Source organism: Nocardia sp. NPDC003345, assembly GCF_053589395.1.
On sequence record NZ_JBSFRU010000010.1, the window covers coordinates 18437 to 35284 of the forward strand.

Sequence of the window (16848 nt, forward strand, 5' to 3'; positions counted from 1 at the left end):
CCTTCCTCGACATCTGTTGTCGCGGAGGAAGTTAGCGGGCTCCGGTGAACCGTGAGATTCCCCGTTATGAGCAGGTGGTAACGAGTGCGGGCGGCCGCCCGCACAGGTCTGTCGGATTACCGGTCCGGGGGGCCGGTGAGAATGGCGGTGACGGTGTCGATGAGTTCGGTGAGCAGTTCGTCCGGGGAGAGCCGGGTCCCGCTGAGCGCCAGCATGCCCCGCAAACCGTCCGGGTCGCCGAGGGTTTGGAAGGTCAGGTTCATCGCCTGGGTGAGGCGAAAGCGGATGGTGCGGGAACTCGCGCCGGGCGCGGTCTGTTCCAGCAGGGTTTTGAACCGCAGGGCCTGCGGGGCGAAGCCCTCGGTGAGCCGCGCGAGCGCCGGATGGTTACCGCTCATGATCCCCGCGACCAAGCGGATCCACGGGGTGCCGCCCGCCGCCGCGAGTTCACCGACCGGGCGGACGAAGGCATCGGCCAGCGCGCGGGCGCCGGGCGTGCCGGCCGCCTCGACGGCATCGAGCAGTTCGGCCCGCCGGGTGTGCAATTGTTCGCTGCGCCGGCTGATGAGCGCCTCGACCAGGGCATCCTTGGAACCGAAGTGGTAGTGGACCGAGGCGACGTTGGCCCCGGCTTCCGCCATCACCGAACGCAGCGAGACCGCGTCGATACCGCGTTCGGCGAAAAGCCGTTCGGCGGCCAGGATCAGCCGCTGATCGGTGGGGAGATCGGCCTCGGACGAGGGCCCGTGGCCGGGGTCCGGGCTGCCCGCCTCGCCGCCGGCTCCGGCCGGACCCCGGCGCGGGGATGCGGCGGGCGGGTGTGCCACCCGCCCGGTCCGCACCCGGCTTCTCGTCATGACCGGAACTCTAGGAGACCGCGCCCGGAGCGCCGTACAGGGTCACCACGCAGGCCCCGCCGAGGCCGAGGTTATGGGCCAGACCCAGCCGCGCGCCGTCCACCTGACGCTCACCCGCCGCCCCGCGCACCTGAGTGACCAGTTCCGTGCACTGCGCCAGACCGGTCGCGCCCAGCGGATGCCCCTTGGAGATCAGGCCACCCGACGGGTTCACCACCCACTGCCCGCCGTAGGTGGTGGCACCCGATTCGACCAGCGGGCCGGATTCGCCCTCGCCGCACAGGCCGAGCGCCTCGCAGGTGAGCAGTTCGTTGATCGAGAAGCAGTCGTGCAGTTCGAGCACATCGATATCCTCGATCCCCACCCCGGCGGTCTCGAGCACCCGCTGTCCGGCGATCCGCGCCATCGGCGCACCCACCACGTCGATCATGGAACCGGATTCGAACGAGGCGCCGGTATCGGTGACCAGCTCCTGGGCCAGGATCGGCACCGCGCGGTCGAGTCCGTGTTCGCGGACATACCGTTCGCTCACCAGCACCGCCGCGCCCGCCCCGTCGGACATGGGGGAGCACTGGGAGCGGGTCAGCGGATCGGAGACCGGCTTGTCGTCGAGTACCTGGTCGAGGGTGTAGGCATCCTGGAACTGGGCCTTCGGGTTGCGGGTGGAGTGTTCGTGGTTCTTCACCGCCACCTGGGCGAGCTGTTCGCGGGTGGTCCCGTATTTCTTCATATGCTCGTTGGCCGCGGCACCGAAGAACTGGGCGGTCATCGGGGCGGCGCTGAAACCGGCGGCGGCCTTCAGGGCGTCCATATGCCAATCGACCGTGGTGACCTTCGGGACGGTGCCGTCACCGGACATCGCCTGTTTGGTCATCTGCTCGAACCCGACCGCGAGCACGATATCGGCCAGCCCGGCCTGCACCCATTCGCGCGCGAGGACCAGCGCGGTCGATCCGGTGGCGCAGTTGTTGTTCACGTTCACCATCGGGATACCGGTGAGGCCGATATCGTAGAGCGCCCGCTGCCCCGCCGTGGACGGCTGGAAAACGTAGCCGACGGCGGCGCGCTGTACCTGGTCGTAGCGCACTCCGGCATCGGTGAGCGCCTGGCCGACCGCCTCGGCGACCATCTGCGGATAGGTCCAGTCCCGCGACTGGATCTTCTCGAACTTCGTCATGCCGACACCGGCGACGTACACCCGCTCGGTCATCTGTTTTCTCCTCGTCCGGTGCGGGCCGTGTATCCCGCGTTGTGGTGTTCGCCGGGCATCGTCGCTGCCCGGCCGGCTGCCGTATCGGCGATCATCGGTGCGGTCAGGAGGCCGGCGGTTCGGAGCCGACCACCCAGAGCGCGTGGAACTGGGCCGCGCCACCCATGGCGTGCCCGATAGCGCGCCGGGCGTCGGGTACCTGGTGTTCGCCCGCGGTACCGCGCACCTGCATCGCCGCCTCCGCGAACCGCAGCAGACCCGTCGCGCCCGTGGGGTTTCCGGAGAGCACCCCGCCGGACGGGTTGATCGGCAGCGTGCCGCCGAATGCCGTACTGCCGGCATCCACCAGCTTCCAGCCCGCGCCCACCTCGGCCAGACCCACGTTCTCCAGCCAGATCGGCTCGAACCAGCTGTAGGGGATGTACAGCTCGGCGGTATCGATCTCGCGGACCGGATCGGTGATACCGGCCTGCCGGTACGCCTCGGCCGCGCACTGCCGTCCGGCTTCCGGGTTCACCTCGTCGCGTCCGGCGAAATGCCCGGTCTCGGTGCGCCAGGCCATCCCGTGGATCCACGCGGGCGGGCGGCCGGTGTGGTGCGCGTCGTCCTCGCCGGTGATCACCACCGCGCACGACCCGTCCGAGGAGGGGCACGATTCCAGGAACCGGATCGGGTCCCACAGCATCCGCGATTCCCGCACCTGATCCACGGTGATATCCGGAAGCTGGATATGCGCGTAGGGATTACGGGTCGCGTTCAGCCGGTGATTCACCGCGATCTGCCACCCGATGTGCTCGGGCGCCTCGGAGCGGCGGATGTATTCACGGATCACCGGCGCGAAATGCGCGCCCGCGCCCGCGCCGAGCTGGGCGCTGAACGGCAGCCCGCGTGAGAGCGCCCAGGTGAAATCCCCTTCGGATTCCTTGGAATACGCGACCACCAGCACCCGGCGCGCCAGCCCCGCCTGCACCAGATGCGCACCGTAGATGGCGGCGTGCCCGCCGACGCTGCCGCCGGTGAACACCCGGGTCACCGGGAGGCCGCGCGCGCCCATCGCGTCGGCGAGGTACAGCTCCGGGTTCATCACCCCGTCGAACAGGTCCGGGGTTTTCGACAGCACGATCGCGTCGATATCGCCGAACTCCAGTTCGGCGTCCGCCATCGCCTCGTCCACGGCCTCGCGCACCATCGCGCCGATGGTGACCTTGCGTTTCTTGGCCTGTTTGCTCTGTCCGATTCCGACGACCGCGAGTTTCACCGGTCTCCCTCCATAAGGCAGATCATGTTCTGCTGGAGCGCGGGCCCGTTGGTGGCATGCGCCAGGGTGCGGTCCGCGCGACCGGTCAGGATGTGCCGCGCCGCCGTACCGATCCGGATCAGCCCGGTCGCGGTGGTGGGGCGGGCGACCAGCGGGCCGCCGTCGGGGTTGATCTCGGCACCGGAGAGGCCGAGCGCCCCGCTCAGCAGGGGTTCCTGATAGCTGTACTCGGTATGCAGTTCGGCGATCCCGACCTCGCTCGCGCCGAAACCGGCCTGCCGCGCGGCCTTCTCGGCGGCGACGGTCACGGTATCGACCCGGGTGAGATCGCGGGTGCCCGGATAGTGCGAATCCATCCGGTGATCGGCGCCGCGCACCCAGGCCGGGCGTTCGGCCAGCCGCCGGGCGGTATCACCGGCGGCCAGCACGATCACGGCCGCGGCGTCGCCGATGGGACCGCGATCGTGTTCCCGCAGCGGCGAAGCGAGATACGGCGCGGCCAGTAGTTCGTCCACCGTCACCGCCCCGGAGACCTGCGCCGCCGGGTTACCGACCGCACCCGACCGCGCCCGGGCGACCACTTCGGCCATCTGCTTCTCCTCCAGCGCCCCGGCCGCGATCAGGGCCTGCGCCTGCAGGGCGGCGATCGCGTCCTGATGCGGCCGCAGCGGCGCCAGATAGTAGGGGTCGAGCTGGGTCGCGGTGACCTGGTCCAGATCCGCGGCCAGCGAACCGCGCCCGATCCCGTACACCACCGCGATCTCGCCCTCGCCGAGTTGCAGCCACGACCACGCCTCGTAGGCGGCCCACGCGGCGTCCATCTCCACATGCGATTCCGAGATGGGCGGCCAGGCGCCCACCGCGTCCAGCGATTCGATATAGGCGAAGGTGCGGCCTTCGTGGAAATCGTGGCTGCCCGACGCCCAGAAATCGACCTCGGTGCGGTCGATTCCGGCTTCCGCGAGCGCTTCCCGCATCACGGGCAGCAGGATCTCGGCCATATCGTCGTCGCGATCGGCCGCTGTTCCCGGTGACTGGGCGAATGCCACCACCGCGATATCACGCATCGGTTCCTCCTGCGATCGGCCGGTAGTAGCGGATGCTGTTCATGGAAGTGTCGAGATCGGAGTCGGCGCACCACACCGGTTCCACCCGCATACCGATATGGACCTCGCCCGGTTCGGTCTCGCGGATCAGGTGCATGAGGGTGGTGTCGGCGCCGTCGACCTGGATATAGGCCACCAAGTAGGGCGGGTCGATCATCTGGCCGGGGAACGGGAAGTTCACCACGCAGAAGGTTTTCACCACGCCGGTGCCGCCGAGTTCGAACGGTTCGGACAGTTCGTTCAGGCAGCGGGAGCAGAACTCCGGCGCCGGCAGATACACCCGGTCGCAGGTGCCGCAGCGGCGGGCCAGCAGGGTGCGGTGCGCGAGTCCGCGCAGGAAGGTCGACCGTCCGGTGCCGGCGACGAAGGTGTAATCCACCTTGTGCGGGCTGGTGAACGATTCCACCGGAGTGGGCAGGGTGCTCATGACGCCTCCGCCGGTTCGAAGCAGACGATATCGCGGATACTGCCCACCCGTTCCGCGCGCCAGCGGGGCTGTACCCGCAGGCTGGCGGTGAGGCGGGCCGGGTCGCCGCCGGTATCCACGGCGTGGAAGAAACCGCACTCGGCGCCGTCGATGGTGATCAGGGCCCAGGCGTAGTGGTCGGCATCGATGTCGTCGCCGGGACGGGTGGGGACCCAGGTCCAGTGCGTGACGGTGCCGGCGGGCGCCAGGCGCACCAAGTCGCCGGTGTGGGCGCCGGTGGCCGGATCGAATTCCAGCACCGGGCACAACACCGCGCCCGAACCGGTGCGCACGCCGTAGAGTTCGCCGTCGCGCAGACCGCCCAGGAAGGTGCCGATCTTCTCGCCGACGGTTCGGTTGTACGGGAATTCGATGGTGTAGGGCGCGGTGAGACTCGCGTCCGGGGATTCGGCTGACATGCCTCTCCTGCCGACGGGTGACACGGTCCGGGAACCGGACCGCGCCTCGATAGTGACCCCCGCCACCCGCCTGTGTCAATCACTTGATTGAATCAGTTGATAGTTCGGTTGGCCCGTCGATAGCGGAAGCGCGCCGAGCGCCTGGGCGATCCTCGGTGCGCGGCTCGCGACCATGACGTAAGCTCCGAATTAAAGTAGAACCTGTTCCAATTCCTCGGTGAGGAGAGTTCACCATGGCCATCGTTGAACAGCTGGAGCCGACCGCCGACGGACGTCGCCGGCTCGAGCTGCGCAGCCCCGCTACCCGCGAACGCGTCGGCGAGATCGAGGTGAGCACGGCCGACGATGTGGCGGCGGCCCTGGCCACGGCGCGTGCCGCGCAGCCCGGCTGGGCCGCGCGCCCGGTCGCCGAGCGTGCCGCGATCATCCGCAACGCGGTCTCGGTACTGCTGACCCGCCGCGACGAGATCGTCGAGACGGTGATGCAGGAAACCGGTAAACCCCGGGTCGAGGCGCTGGCCGTGGAGATGGTGCCGGCCTGCGATTTCCTGAACTACTGGAGCGGTCGGGCGCCCAAGGATCTGGCCGACGAGAAGCGCCGCCTGCACGGCTATATGCTGCCGCTGAAGAAGCTGGTCATCAACTATCAGCCGCTCGGCGTCGTCGGTGTCATCACGCCCTGGAACGGCCCGTTCATCCTCTCGCTGAATCCGATCGCCCAGGCCCTGCTGGCCGGCAACTCGGTGGTGCTCAAACCGTCCGAGGTCACCCCGCATTCGGGTGAGTGGGCGGTCAAGGTGCTGCACGAGGCCGGGGTTCCCGAGGACGTCCTGCAGGTCGTGCACGGTGACGGCGAAACCGGCGCGGCCCTGGTCAACGGCGATATCGACAAGATCTCCTTCACCGGCAGCGTCGGCACCGGCAAGAAGATCGCCGCCGCGTGCGCGCAGCGCCTCATCCCGTGCACCCTCGAGCTGGGCGGTAAGGACGCGATGATCGTCTGCGCCGATGCCGACCTGGACCGGGCCTCGCTGGGCGCGGTGTACCTGTCCATGTTCAACACCGGGCAGGTGTGCGTTGGTGTCGAGCGCATCTACGTCGTGGACAGCATCGCCGACAAGTTCATCGAGGAGGTCCGCAAACGCGCCGCCGAGGTGACCTACGGCCCCTCCGGCAAAGATGTCGGCCCACTGTTCTGGGACCGCCAGCTCGAGATCGTCGAGAAGCATGTCGAGGACGCCCGCTCCAAAGGTGCCACCATCCTGCTGGGCGGTGAATCCGATACCGCCGAGGGTGTGTTCTTCAAACCGACGGTGGTCGTGGACGTCACCCACGATATGGACATCATGCAGGAGGAGACCTTCGGCCCGATCGTCTCGATCATGCGCGTGAAGGACGAGGAAGAGGCCGTGCGCATGGCCAACGACTGCCAGTACGGGCTCAGCGGCAGTGTGTTCACCAAGGACAAGGACAAGGTCCTGCGGCTGGCCAAGCAGCTCAAGACCGGTTCGGTGGTGCAGAACGACGCCTCGGTGATCTACGGCGTGGCCGAGGCCCCCTTCGGCGGCCGCAAGGACAGCGGGATGGGCCTGGTGAACGGCCGCGACGCCCTGCGCGGGTTCACCCACCCGCAACCCGTGCTGCTGGATCGGTGGGGCCTGAAGAAGGAGAACATCTGGTACCCCTACAGCGAGGCCACCGCCGCCACGCTGGAGAAGACCATCGGCACCCTGTTCGGTAACAAGATCCTGCGCCGCCTGGTGCGCTGAGCTCCGCGCGACACCCCGCACAGCACTGTGGCCCGGTCTCCACCGGGCCACAGTGCTGTTTCCGTTCGTGTCGCCGACCGAGTCGATGCGCCGCCCGGGTTCGTCCCCGGGAACCGCGTGCCCGGCGCCGGGGCGGCCCGCGATGACGCGGGCCGTGGCAACCGGCCTACGCCGGGTGGTCGGCCGGTTCGTCCTCGCTGTCGGCCGCCGGGCTCTTGCGACCCGAGCGGTACCGCTTGAAGACCTCCCAGACGATCGGCAGCACCGAGACGAACACGATCAGCAGGAAGATCAGATCGACGTTGTCGCGCACGATCGCGATCTGCCCGAGTAGATAGCCGAGCATGGTGACGCCCGCACCCCACGCGATACCGCCGACCACGTTGTAGGTGAGGAATACCGAGTACCTCATATTCGCCGCGCCCGCGACGAGCGGCGCGTAGGTGCGCACGATGGGCACGAACCGGGCCAGCACGATGGTGATGGGTCCGTGTTTCTCGAAGAACGCGTGCGATTCGTCGATATAGGACTTCTTGAATATCTTCGCGTCGTCGCTCTTGAACAGCGCTGTCCCGCCCCGGGCGCCGATGAAGTATCCGACTTGGTCGCCCAGGATCGCCGCGATGGGTATCAGGACCAGCAGCACCCCGATGGGTGCGAACGGTTCGATTTCTGCCGATTTGGACGCGGCGATGAGTCCGGCGGTGAAGAGCAGCGAGTCGCCCGGAAGAAGCGGGAACAGCAGACCCGACTCGATGAACACCACGAGCAGCAGACCCAGTAGGACCCAGGTGCCGAACGAATTGAGCAGATTGACCGGGTCCAGGAATCCCGGCATCAGGGCAAGTTCGGTGGTGGCCGCTGCGGCGGCTGAGTAACTCACCCCGCCGAAGATACCGCAGGCCGCCCTGGGCGATGTTTCCGGATTGCCCGATTAGTGAATATGTAGCGAACCGGTAGCCGATCAGGCCGTACCGGCCCGGCGCATCGACTCCTCTATCAAAGCTACCCGTTCCGCCGGAATACCCCAGGGCCGGTCGATGCCCAGCCGCGAGTCCAGATCCCAGAGCACGCATTCCTCGTCCGGCCCGGCGACCAGCGACCACGCCACCACCGTCCGGCCGAGTTGGCTCCCCATATCGCCCGTCCCGGCCGCCGGTTCGTCCGCGCCGTCCGGGTAATGGTGCAGGAACCGCCCATAGGCGCGCTCGCAGAAATCCGCGTACCGCCGCGTGCACAGGATGAACCCGTGCCAGGCCTCGTCCACGGCATGCGACGGCATCCCGATCACCTGATCGTCGGCCAGCGCCGGACCGCAGCAGCGCAACCATTGCCGCAGCCCGGTCTCGACGAGTGCGCGGGGCCGCCAGGGGCAGGTCTTGAATACCGCGTCGGGGAGTTCGAGTTCGCCGACCGCGCGTTCGACCGCGGCGAGGTCGATACCACGACGGCGACGGGATGCGGTGAACGTGAACACCTCGCCATTATCGCCCTGGGTCGTTTCCGGCCGTTTCCGGACCGGCGGCCCGGGTGTGATCGATCCCGGCTTCACCTGCCCGGAGGCGAATTCCCCGATACCGTTGGGAAATGGAACTTCTGCTGGGCTTGTTCGTGCTTTTCGTATTCGGGGCCCTGTGCATCGGGGTGGTGGCGGGAATCATCTACGCGATCGTCAAGGCGGTCACCAACCGAGCGCCGCGGCTGCCCGGCGGGACCTTCACCGCCGGAACCTATAGCGGTACCCATCATCGGACCGGCGACAGCGGTTCCGTGCCCTGGGAGTACGGCGATTCCGGATCGAGTGGCGGGAGCGGCGGCTGCGGCGGGGGAAGCAGTTGTGGTGGCGGGAGCAGTTGCGGCGGTGGAAGCAGCAGCAGCTGTGGTGGCGGGGGGAGTAGTTGCGGCGGTGGGAGTTCTTCCTAGTGTGCGGCTCGATCCCCGCCGACGGCGAAAGAGAGCCCCCGCGAGGCCATTACGTGCGGCTTTGGATGTAACTCCAAGTTGCGTGTAATATTCGGTGCGGAGTACGCGAAACCTTTTGTGGGACTGCACAGAGTTTCGCTCGCCCGATTGGATTTCCTTCCCTGGGGTGAGAGCATTGTCTCCTCTGGCGCGTCCCACATCGGTACCGATTCCATATCGTCTGGAACTGCGTGATTTCACACTCTCACAAGGCTATTCGTGAGATGTATCAAATTATTCGGCACGAAGCGGCGTAGGGCTTAAATCCGTCATATCCGACAAAACGGTCTAGAGCGATCGGGCACCTCCGGCGCGCACCATAGACCGTTCTCGGGTGCGGCGTCTACCCCCGATCATTACTGTGCTGCGCGTGGTTACCGCATTGGTAGTACTCGCAATCCTGATTCTCGTTGCCTCCGTAGTCCATCTCGCCAGCCGGCCACCGGCGGATCTGACGGCGCGTAGAGAGCGGGTGCGGGCCGGCTCGGAGAGTTACTCCGACTGACCCTCGGCATCCGCGGGAGTCAACACCACCACCGCAATCGGACGCTTCGTCTTCTTCTGGTACTCGCTGTACCGGCCCTGGTTCACGGCGTCCACCAACCCCCAGCGGCGCGCGTAATCCGGATCATCGGGCAGAGTCGCCCGGGCCCGAACCGGTAACGCGCGCCGCCCCACTTGGATCTCACATTCCGGCCGCGCCTTCACATTCGCCAGCCACCCCGGTGGCCGCGGTGACCCGCCGTTCGAGGCGGTCACCAGAAAATCCGCGCCGTCCTTCGCATAGGTCAGCGCCGATGTCCGCGCCAGCCCCGTCTTCCGTCCCACGGTCCGCAGCAGCAGCGTCGGATTCCCGAACAGCAGCCGGTGCCCCACCAGCCCGCCGCTCTTCTCGTACACCCACTGATGCGCCTGCAGCGCCCGCACGAACAACTTGGTCACGACCCCTCCTTCGCCGACAACAGCCTTCGCGACGCATTGTGGCATCATTCTGCGGCCGGGTTCAGAGAGGGATTCACGCCACATGCTCGAGACGACGTCGTTCGCCACCGCACTCACCGCCACTGCGGCCCTACTGCTCTTCCTCCCCGCCGCCCCCGCCCAGGCCCAATCCCCGCTCTGCGACCGGGCCATCGAGTTCGTCAACGCGGCGGTCGATATGAGCGGCGGCACCATGGACGCGGCGACGGCCACCGCCCTCTCCGACCGCCTCCACGGCCTCGCCTTACTCGCGCAGGGCGAGGAGAAAGCCGTCATCACCGGCTACGCGAACGCCCTGGTAGACGACAACATCACCGACCTCGGCCCCTACACCGCCGAACTCAACCGGGTCTGCGGCCGGGGATAGGAGTCCGGGGGCGGTGGGCCACCCGCCGACCGCCCCGACCCACCACACTCCGCCCGGGGCCGACTGCGCACCTGCCCCGGCACCGGAGATTGGCGACCCTCTCACCGAACGGGTACCATCCGACACTTGCGACCCCTGGTCGCGACGAGGGGCGGTAGCTCAGTCGGTTAGAGCCGTGGACTCATAATCCATTGGTCGTGGGTTCGAGCCCCACCCGCCCCACAAATCCCTCTCACCTGGTGTTATATGAAACGGGCGAGAGGTTTCGATCTAGAACAGCGCTCTTGGACCAATGGATTATTGCGGCGCGGGTGTGGACCGCGACCGGACCGCTCACCTGAGGTGATCGCAGTGCGATCGCCGGACCGAGTCGGCCGGTTGTCCATCGCGACGAGGGTCGTGGGCTGCCCGGGAGCGTCTCCACGACCCGAATACCACGACCAGCCATCAGGTGGTTGCCGGGAGCTCAGTCGTCGTTGAGCATCGGCTCCCACTTCGAGTAGGCCTCGAAGTCACGGAAGTGGCGTGCATACAGGTCGCCGCCCTCGGACAGGTCGTCGATCAGTGCCGCCACGACGTCGATCACCGCGGTAGGAGTGACGGTGACGTTGTAGCCGGCCGCGCTTGTGTAGGTTTCTCCGTCGCTCCGGAAGTTCTCCTCGGCGAGTTCGCGCGCTTGCGCTTCGGAATCTGCGTACAGAAGGGTCACATCCTCCCTGTACAAGGGCACATGGTCCGGAGCGTCGGAGGTGAACTCGAACAGTGTGATGGCGATGTACGGGCTCTTGGCCACCAGGCAACTCCTACCTCGACTTCTTATCCTGTCATTTACGCGATCCCGCGCTCGATCCTTCACCGTCGACGGCGCGGCCTCGTGTGATCCCCGATACATTCGGATCATCGGCGACCTCGGCCGTATCACCTTCGCGGGCCTTGCCCAAGAAAGTCAGGGCTGGAACGGGTTTGAAGGATCCTGCCATTCTGTCCTCGGATACTCCGTCGCTCGGAACGGCGGGGTTCGAGGATGCCGGAAAAGCCGACAAGATCGGGAATTTCATGAAACGCCGCCTGGCGACAATGTTCACGTGCACTGCAGTGGTTCTCGCCGTAAGCGCGTGTGGGGAGGACTCCGCATCGCATGAGAATCACGAGACGACCTCCAGCGTAACCGCGACCAGCACGACAGCCCCTTCGAGCGTTGCGTCGACCACCCCGATGCCGCCGAGCCCGGCACCGGCTCCTCCCGCTGCCGCCGAGCCTTCACCCGCGCCGGTACCGCCGGCTGCCGATGCTCCGGCCGTCGAACCTCCGGTGGCGGCGCCGGCCCCGGAACCTCCGGCCCCGCAACCCCCGGCTGAGCAGCCGGCGCCCGCGCAACCCGCGCCGACGCTCACCCTGCCCGATTTCGATCCCCAGGCCGGCTACTGAGCGACAGGAAAGTCTTGATCCACAAACTCTTTCGGTGTCCCGCCGTAGTGGCCGGCGCCGTAGTGGCCGCAGCGCTCGCTGTGACCACCATGTACTCGCCGGCCGCGGCGGCGCCGGCCGAGAGCACCCTGCCCGCGGGTAAGACGCTGGTGGTGCTCGGTGATTCGTTCACCGCGAACTACCCGAAGCTGTTCTCGAACACCAAGGAGTGCCTGCACGCGGCCACCTCGTGGCCGACTCGGCTGAGCGAGCGGATGGGGCTCGCGGGCTCACCGGATTTCGTGGACGCCTCCTGTAGCGGGTCGACGATCTCCTCGGGGCAGGGCTGGTGGCTGGTGCACGAGGCGGCCGAGGCGGCCGAGCAGCAGGCGTTCGGACCGGAGACCGAGGTCATCGCCATTCAGACCGGGATGAACGACGTCTGGTCCCGGACCAATCTCGAGTCGTTGATGACGTCGTTCCAGTCCTGCGTGTTCAATTTCGTCGACGGATGCGGGCTGGAGGCCGCCGACCAGGGACGGTTCCCCGAGTACCGGAACGTCACCGGCCAGATCTACGCCAAGCGCATCCTCGAGGTGATCACCTATCTGCGCTATCACGCGCCGAACGCGCGGATCATGCTCGTCGGGTACCCGGAATTGTTCCCCGCGGCGCAGGAGCACGTGTGCGTGAACGTGGTCGGCGCCGGGCAGATCATACAGCCGAGGGGCCGCGCGGTGACCGAATACCTGGACCGCCTCGACACCGCGCAACGGGAAGCGGCACAACTGCTGAACCTCGAGTTCGTCGATCTTCGCTCGGTGACCGCGGGTCATGGGTTGTGCTCACCGGACCCATGGCTGAACGGTCTTTTCGATCCCGCCGCGGACGCGGCCGGGATCCCGTTCCATCCCTCGGCGCACGGTGACGCGGTGGCCGCCGAGGCCGTGTACCAGCAGATCCTCCGGTGAAAATGGCGCCGACCCGGATCGGGTCCGGGCCGGAACTCCTCGATGCGGCGGCGGCGCGACCGGCGCTGCCGTCGCTGACGGGGGCACGATGGTGGGCGGCGTTCGCCGTATTCGTTCTGCATGCCCTGGTGTTTCTGCCGGTGTATCCGTTCCAGAAATCGGAGTTGTTCCGGCAGATCCATCAAGTGATGCCGATGCAGCTGGGTGCCGCGGGAGTGACCTTCTTCTTCGTCCTGTCCGGTTTCATCATCTATTGGTCATTCCGGCCGGGGAGTTCGGTACCGCGCTTCTATTGGCGCCGGGTGCTGAAGATCTACCCGACCCACTTGGTCGCGGCCGCCGCATTCATCCTGGTGGCGAGCGTCCCGTTGACGCGGGCAGTGGTGTGGGCACCGAACCTCGCGCTGATCCACACCTGGGTGCCGAAATGGACGACGGTCGGCGGACTGAATGTTCCGTCCTGGTCGCTCGCCGCGGAAATCCTGTTCTATCTGAGCTTTCCTCTGTTGCTGCCGCTGGTGCGCCGAATCAAAGGGCATCAGGTGCTGTGGGCACTGGCGGGGTTGCTGATCGCGATCCTGTTGCTGCACACCGCGTTCTACCTGTGGGTGCCCGGGCCCAAAGGGATCGCGAACACCTTCGCGCCGCGACTGATACCGGGTGAGGCGTCACCGTACTTCGAACTGCATGCCGATCCGATCTGGTTCGCGCAGCCGGATATCCCGGTGGCCCCGTCCTATTGGCTCAGCTACAACTTCCCGCTCTCGCGGCTGCCCGAGTTCTTCCTCGGGGTGCTCGCGGCGCGACTGGTGCTGGAGGGCCGCTGGCGAAACACCCGGCTGGCGCCGCCGGTGCTCCTGCTGCTGATCGCGTACGCGGCGACCTGGGTGGTGCCGCCGAACTACAAGATGTCGGCGCTGCTGCTCGCGCCGATGACGGCTCTGGTGGCCACACTGGCAGCACGCGACCGGGCGGGCATCCGAGGATTCAGTGCCTCTCCGCGGATGGTCTGGCTGGGTAACATATCCTTCGCCTTCTATCTCATTCAATTCCCGGTAATGGTGTTGATCACCAGATTCCTCATAGGTGGAAAGCAATTCGGGTTGCTGGGCTGGCTGGGGTTCGCCGGACTGAGTCTGGTCGTGTCCACGGTGCTGGCGGCGGCGATCTATCACTGGATCGACGACCCGCTGATGCGCCGGTTCGCCGGTCGCCGCACCGCGGAGCGGGAGAAGCCGGGCCGGGAGGGGAATTCCGATATCCCGGCCGGTGCTACTCCGGTGAAGGAGAGGAAATTGTGAATCCCTGGTCGGCCGAGAGCATCCGGCGTTGATGTGCCGATGGCCGTTCATCGGCCCATCTCGCTGGAATGCTCTATGCGAGAGTGATTTCAATTGAACAGCTGCTGCCATGCATCGTAATCGGGGCCGAGGGCGGGCGATCAACCGATCCAGTCGAGAGTCTGCCCGTGTGCTCCGGCCAATGCGAGTGGTTCGCCGTTCAGAGAAACGACGAATCGGCCGGCGACCCGGTCGGCGGTGATCGGGAGCTTTCGCGTGATATCCGGGAGTACGGTGGGCCCCTCGTTGGCTATCCAGTGGCAGGGCAGGATCCGGATGGTGGCTTCGAAGGTCGATCGTGCGTCTGTCTCGAGGTAGTTGAGGACAGCGCTGTGGAAGACGACCACGGTGGTGTCCGTGGATTGTTGGTGTACCAGGCCGGTGACTGCGGCATTGAGATCACCGCGGACAAGACGCGGGCGATCGTCGCGCGCGATTGCGGCGGCCTGGTGCAGTCGCGCGCGGCGAGTGTGGTGTTCGGGCCAGACGAGACTGTCGAGCCAGGCCATATCGTCGTCATTGGTGATATCGATCGGGTCGAGATCGACGCCGGTGCGGGAAGCTATGGCGGGTAGCCGGTCGGGAATCGGTGGATTTCCGGAGGTGGCGCAGGTCAACAGCACCGGGGACGGCCCTTCGGCCGGGTCCACGCGAAGTCGCTCGTCGTAGCGGTAGCTGTAGCGGTCCGGGTAGAGGCACAATCCCGCGGACGCGCCGACCTCGATGAGAGACAGCGGCCCGTCGATCAGCCCGAGTACCGGTAGTAACACCGCGGCCCGGCCGGCTTCGTTGGTCTGGGTGGATCGGGAGAGCACGATCTGCCGCACGGCGCACCAGTTGTCGAAGATCCAATCCCGGAAGACCGGGTACGAGCCACCGGGTCCGCCGAGGTGACGGACCGCGCCCAGGACGAGGTTCGGTTGACGCTTGTGCTCGGGAAGCTCGTCGATGAGGGCCAGAATCTCGTGGTCGTCGGCGATGCTCAGCGCGAGTTGTTCGTAGGTCGGGGAGGACCCGTGCGCCTCGAGTTGGGCGAATCGTCGGTATCGCTGCGCGGTTCCCATTGCCGATTCCTACTACGAATCCTCCGGTCGCAGAACAGTCGCGATGAGGCTGAATACCAGGGTGGGGATGGATCGCAACGTCTTCGGCACAGCCTTGTACCCATGGACCTCGGAAACGGCTCCAGAGCATTCGTAAACGACGCGGCCTCACCCAGCGTGAGGCGACGACGCCGACGTGGTCGCTCGCTTGCTTCCCGCACGCGATGATGTCCGGGGGGCCTCGAGTTACTGTCGCCGGGGAGTAGAGCTACGCGGGGGCCGGGGGTTCCTCGATGCGGAACGGTAGAAGATATCGCGTGCTTCGCGACGGGGATGGACGTGGTGCGGCGCTGCTACGACGAGCCGTTCGACGTCCGGAATCCGGACGCGGGCTGCTCAGTGGCTCCGCCGGGTGCACCCCGGTGACGGCGGCTCCGCGAACGAGATCCCCGCTCGGGGGATACTTCGCCTCCAGGTCGCTCGCTCTCACCGGAGGCGCGGTCGCCGAGGCGATCTTGCCTCTGATTGTCGTCATCACACTGGACGCCGGTTCAACTGCGGTCGGCGCCGTCACAGCCACAACGATTGCGGTCAGCCTCCCGACCCGGGTGCCGCTCTCGGCCTGGGTCGATGCGCGGAGCCGCCAGATAACCCTGCACGCGTTCGGTCAGGTCGTGTCCGCCGGCGGCGCCTGTGTCGTTCCGCTGCTGTGGGTGCTCGGCGTGCTGAACATGCCGACTCTGCTGGCAAGCGTCATCGTGATCGTGCTGGCGAAAACGCTGGTTTCGAGTTGTGGTCACTCGACGGTCAACCAGTTGGCCGCGCCGGAGCAGCGGGTCCGCGCCATCGGGACACTGAACAGCATCGGCAGCGCGGCGGACGTCATCGGCCAATCCGCCTGAGCTGCGTTGACCCGGGTGATGCCTGCTCCGCTGGTCCTGCTGGTCGATACCGCGCTGAACCTCGTATCCGCCGCCGTCATATGGCGATTGCGACGCTTCGAATCCGGACGGGCCGGCGACGCCGATGAGGTGAGCGCGCACGAGACGGCCGCAGCGGAGAAGACTCCGGTATCGGCGATCGTACGGCGGGTCATCGGGCAGCCTCCTGTCCCGCTGCTGTGGACATCGGGCGTAGTGGGCAGCCTGATCGCGCCGGTGACACTCGTCTACCTGATCCATGAACTCGATGTGCCGTCGGCCCTTGTCGGAGTGCTTTACGCGTTCGGAGCCCTGGGCGGCATCACCGGTGGTCTGACGGCTCATCGCGTGCTGGCGAGGCTCGGCATGCGGCGGCTGATCGTGGTTTCCTGCCTGCTGTCATCCGGTGCTGTCTGCTGCCTTGTCGCGGCGGCGGATCTCCGCTCGATCATCTATCCGCTGGTCATCGGCTTCGAGCTGCTCGCGGCGCTGAGCGGAACACTCCTCGTGGCGGGGGTGTACGGCACTCTGCAGGTAAGCACCTCGGTTTCCGAGGTGTCGCGTGTAATGGCAGTCGCCGGTACCGGGATGGAAGGCCTTGCTCTGCTGGGGATCGGGGCAGGCGTCGCGATCGCCGCCGTCTACTCCGAGTACGTCACGATCGTTGCGGCCGCTATCTGCTATCTCGTACTCGGGTGCGTCGCGGCGTGACCGGGAAGGCGAACACAGATCCTCATTGCCGCGTACCCCGGAGGAGGCTGTGATGGCGGAG

17 protein-coding genes and 1 tRNA gene are annotated in these 16848 nt (G+C 66.8%); 7 read left to right on the plus strand and 11 right to left on the minus strand.

Going from position 1 to position 16848, the window contains the following annotated elements:
- Positions 1–116: 116 nt before the first annotated feature.
- The 6 genes from ACWDU1_RS02480 to ACWDU1_RS02505 all read right to left on the minus strand — a co-directional run bounded on the left by ACWDU1_RS02480 (position 117) and on the right by ACWDU1_RS02505 (position 5316).
- A complete protein-coding gene (locus tag ACWDU1_RS02480) occupies positions 117–857 on the minus strand; it encodes a TetR/AcrR family transcriptional regulator (RefSeq protein WP_449995237.1) in 741 nt (246 codons plus the stop codon).
- A gap of 10 nt (positions 858–867) precedes the next feature.
- Positions 868–2067 (minus strand): thiolase C-terminal domain-containing protein, encoded by a 1200-nt coding sequence (locus tag ACWDU1_RS02485; RefSeq protein WP_449995238.1) that lies wholly within the window; start codon positions 2065–2067, stop codon positions 868–870.
- A 103-nt stretch (positions 2068–2170) separates the two neighbouring features.
- Complete coding sequence (locus ACWDU1_RS02490) at positions 2171–3325, minus strand: thiolase domain-containing protein (RefSeq protein WP_449995240.1); 1155 nt, start codon at positions 3323–3325, stop codon at positions 2171–2173.
- On the minus strand, positions 3322–4392 hold the full coding sequence (locus ACWDU1_RS02495; protein ID WP_449995242.1) for a lipid-transfer protein: 1071 nt from the start codon (positions 4390–4392) through the stop codon (positions 3322–3324). The genes ACWDU1_RS02490 and ACWDU1_RS02495 overlap by 4 nt, the downstream gene beginning before the upstream one ends.
- The gene (locus ACWDU1_RS02500) at positions 4385–4858 is read right to left on the minus strand and encodes a Zn-ribbon domain-containing OB-fold protein (RefSeq protein ID WP_449995244.1); all 474 of its coding nucleotides are present in this window, start codon (positions 4856–4858) and stop codon (positions 4385–4387) included. The genes ACWDU1_RS02495 and ACWDU1_RS02500 overlap by 8 nt, the downstream gene beginning before the upstream one ends.
- The gene (locus ACWDU1_RS02505) at positions 4855–5316 is read right to left on the minus strand and encodes a DNA-binding protein (RefSeq protein ID WP_449995246.1); all 462 of its coding nucleotides are present in this window, start codon (positions 5314–5316) and stop codon (positions 4855–4857) included. Before ACWDU1_RS02505 ends, ACWDU1_RS02500 begins: the two co-directional genes overlap by 4 nt.
- A 233-nt stretch (positions 5317–5549) precedes the next feature.
- Here ACWDU1_RS02505 and ACWDU1_RS02510 point away from each other — a divergent pair, with 233 nt between their 5' ends.
- Entirely contained in the window at positions 5550–7085 is a 1536-nt protein-coding gene (locus tag ACWDU1_RS02510; RefSeq protein WP_449995248.1) for an aldehyde dehydrogenase family protein, read from the plus strand.
- Positions 7086–7251: 166 nt separating this feature from the next.
- On the opposite strand, the gene ACWDU1_RS02515 is transcribed toward ACWDU1_RS02510, so the two are convergent.
- The 3 genes from ACWDU1_RS02515 to ACWDU1_RS02525 all read right to left on the minus strand — a co-directional run bounded on the left by ACWDU1_RS02515 (position 7252) and on the right by ACWDU1_RS02525 (position 9989).
- On the minus strand, positions 7252–7923 hold the full coding sequence (locus ACWDU1_RS02515; protein ID WP_449995283.1) for a VTT domain-containing protein: 672 nt from the start codon (positions 7921–7923) through the stop codon (positions 7252–7254).
- A 126-nt stretch (positions 7924–8049) separates the two neighbouring features.
- A complete protein-coding gene (locus tag ACWDU1_RS02520; RefSeq protein ID WP_449995249.1) occupies positions 8050–8562 on the minus strand; it encodes a hypothetical protein in 513 nt (170 codons plus the stop codon).
- A 977-nt stretch (positions 8563–9539) separates the two neighbouring features.
- Entirely contained in the window at positions 9540–9989 is a 450-nt protein-coding gene (locus ACWDU1_RS02525; RefSeq protein WP_449995251.1) for a nitroreductase family deazaflavin-dependent oxidoreductase, read from the minus strand.
- Between the two features lie 82 nt (positions 9990–10071).
- On the opposite strand from ACWDU1_RS02525, the gene ACWDU1_RS02530 reads away from it, so the two are divergent.
- Positions 10072–10395 carry a hypothetical protein gene (locus ACWDU1_RS02530; protein WP_449995252.1) on the plus strand — a complete coding sequence of 108 codons (324 nt, stop codon included), beginning with the start codon at positions 10072–10074 and terminating at the stop codon, positions 10393–10395.
- Positions 10396–10543: 148 nt separating this feature from the next.
- Positions 10544–10617 (plus strand) — tRNA-Ile (locus ACWDU1_RS02535).
- A gap of 244 nt (positions 10618–10861) precedes the next feature.
- On the opposite strand, the gene ACWDU1_RS02540 is transcribed toward ACWDU1_RS02535, so the two are convergent.
- Positions 10862–11188, minus strand: a complete 327-nt coding sequence (locus tag ACWDU1_RS02540; protein WP_449995254.1) for a DUF4288 domain-containing protein — start codon at positions 11186–11188, stop codon at positions 10862–10864.
- 724 nt (positions 11189–11912) lie between these two features.
- Here ACWDU1_RS02540 and ACWDU1_RS02545 point away from each other — a divergent pair.
- Complete coding sequence (locus ACWDU1_RS02545; protein WP_449995285.1) at positions 11913–12773, plus strand: SGNH/GDSL hydrolase family protein; 861 nt, start codon at positions 11913–11915, stop codon at positions 12771–12773.
- 2 nt (positions 12774–12775) lie between these two features.
- On the plus strand, positions 12776–14074 hold the full coding sequence (locus ACWDU1_RS02550) for an acyltransferase family protein (protein ID WP_449995287.1): 1299 nt from the start codon (positions 12776–12778) through the stop codon (positions 14072–14074).
- Between the two features lie 140 nt (positions 14075–14214).
- Here the strand turns inward: ACWDU1_RS02550 and ACWDU1_RS02555 are convergent, their stop codons facing one another.
- On the minus strand, positions 14215–15177 hold the full coding sequence (locus ACWDU1_RS02555) for a DUF2332 domain-containing protein (RefSeq protein WP_449995256.1): 963 nt from the start codon (positions 15175–15177) through the stop codon (positions 14215–14217).
- A 494-nt stretch (positions 15178–15671) separates the two neighbouring features.
- On the opposite strand from ACWDU1_RS02555, the gene ACWDU1_RS02560 reads away from it, so the two are divergent.
- Both ACWDU1_RS02560 and ACWDU1_RS02565 read left to right on the plus strand, forming a co-directional pair.
- Positions 15672–16058 carry a hypothetical protein gene (locus ACWDU1_RS02560; RefSeq protein ID WP_449995258.1) on the plus strand — a complete coding sequence of 129 codons (387 nt, stop codon included), beginning with the start codon at positions 15672–15674 and terminating at the stop codon, positions 16056–16058.
- Between the two features lie 6 nt (positions 16059–16064).
- The gene (locus ACWDU1_RS02565; RefSeq protein WP_449995259.1) at positions 16065–16787 is read left to right on the plus strand and encodes a hypothetical protein; all 723 of its coding nucleotides are present in this window, start codon (positions 16065–16067) and stop codon (positions 16785–16787) included.
- Positions 16788–16848: the final 61 nt, after the last annotated feature.

Bases quoted from the DNA above. Each gene is read 5' to 3' on its own strand.
- ACWDU1_RS02550 (WP_449995287.1), top strand. From the start codon at position 12,776: ATGGCGCCGACCCGGATCGGGTCCGGGCCGGAACTCCTCGATGCGGCG.
- ACWDU1_RS02500 (WP_449995244.1), bottom strand. From the start codon at position 4,858: ATGAGCACCCTGCCCACTCCGGTGGAATCGTTCACCAGCCCGCACAAG.
- ACWDU1_RS02495 (WP_449995242.1), bottom strand. From the start codon at position 4,392: ATGCGTGATATCGCGGTGGTGGCATTCGCCCAGTCACCGGGAACAGCG.
- ACWDU1_RS02555 (WP_449995256.1), bottom strand. From the start codon at position 15,177: ATGGGAACCGCGCAGCGATACCGACGATTCGCCCAACTCGAGGCGCAC.
- ACWDU1_RS02515 (WP_449995283.1), bottom strand. From the start codon at position 7,923: ATGCCGGGATTCCTGGACCCGGTCAATCTGCTCAATTCGTTCGGCACC.
- ACWDU1_RS02485 (WP_449995238.1), bottom strand. From the start codon at position 2,067: ATGACCGAGCGGGTGTACGTCGCCGGTGTCGGCATGACGAAGTTCGAG.
- ACWDU1_RS02510 (WP_449995248.1), top strand. From the start codon at position 5,550: ATGGCCATCGTTGAACAGCTGGAGCCGACCGCCGACGGACGTCGCCGG.
- ACWDU1_RS02530 (WP_449995252.1), top strand. From the start codon at position 10,072: ATGCTCGAGACGACGTCGTTCGCCACCGCACTCACCGCCACTGCGGCC.
- ACWDU1_RS02545 (WP_449995285.1), top strand. From the start codon at position 11,913: ATGTACTCGCCGGCCGCGGCGGCGCCGGCCGAGAGCACCCTGCCCGCG.
- ACWDU1_RS02505 (WP_449995246.1), bottom strand. From the start codon at position 5,316: ATGTCAGCCGAATCCCCGGACGCGAGTCTCACCGCGCCCTACACCATC.
- ACWDU1_RS02480 (WP_449995237.1), bottom strand. From the start codon at position 857: ATGACGAGAAGCCGGGTGCGGACCGGGCGGGTGGCACACCCGCCCGCC.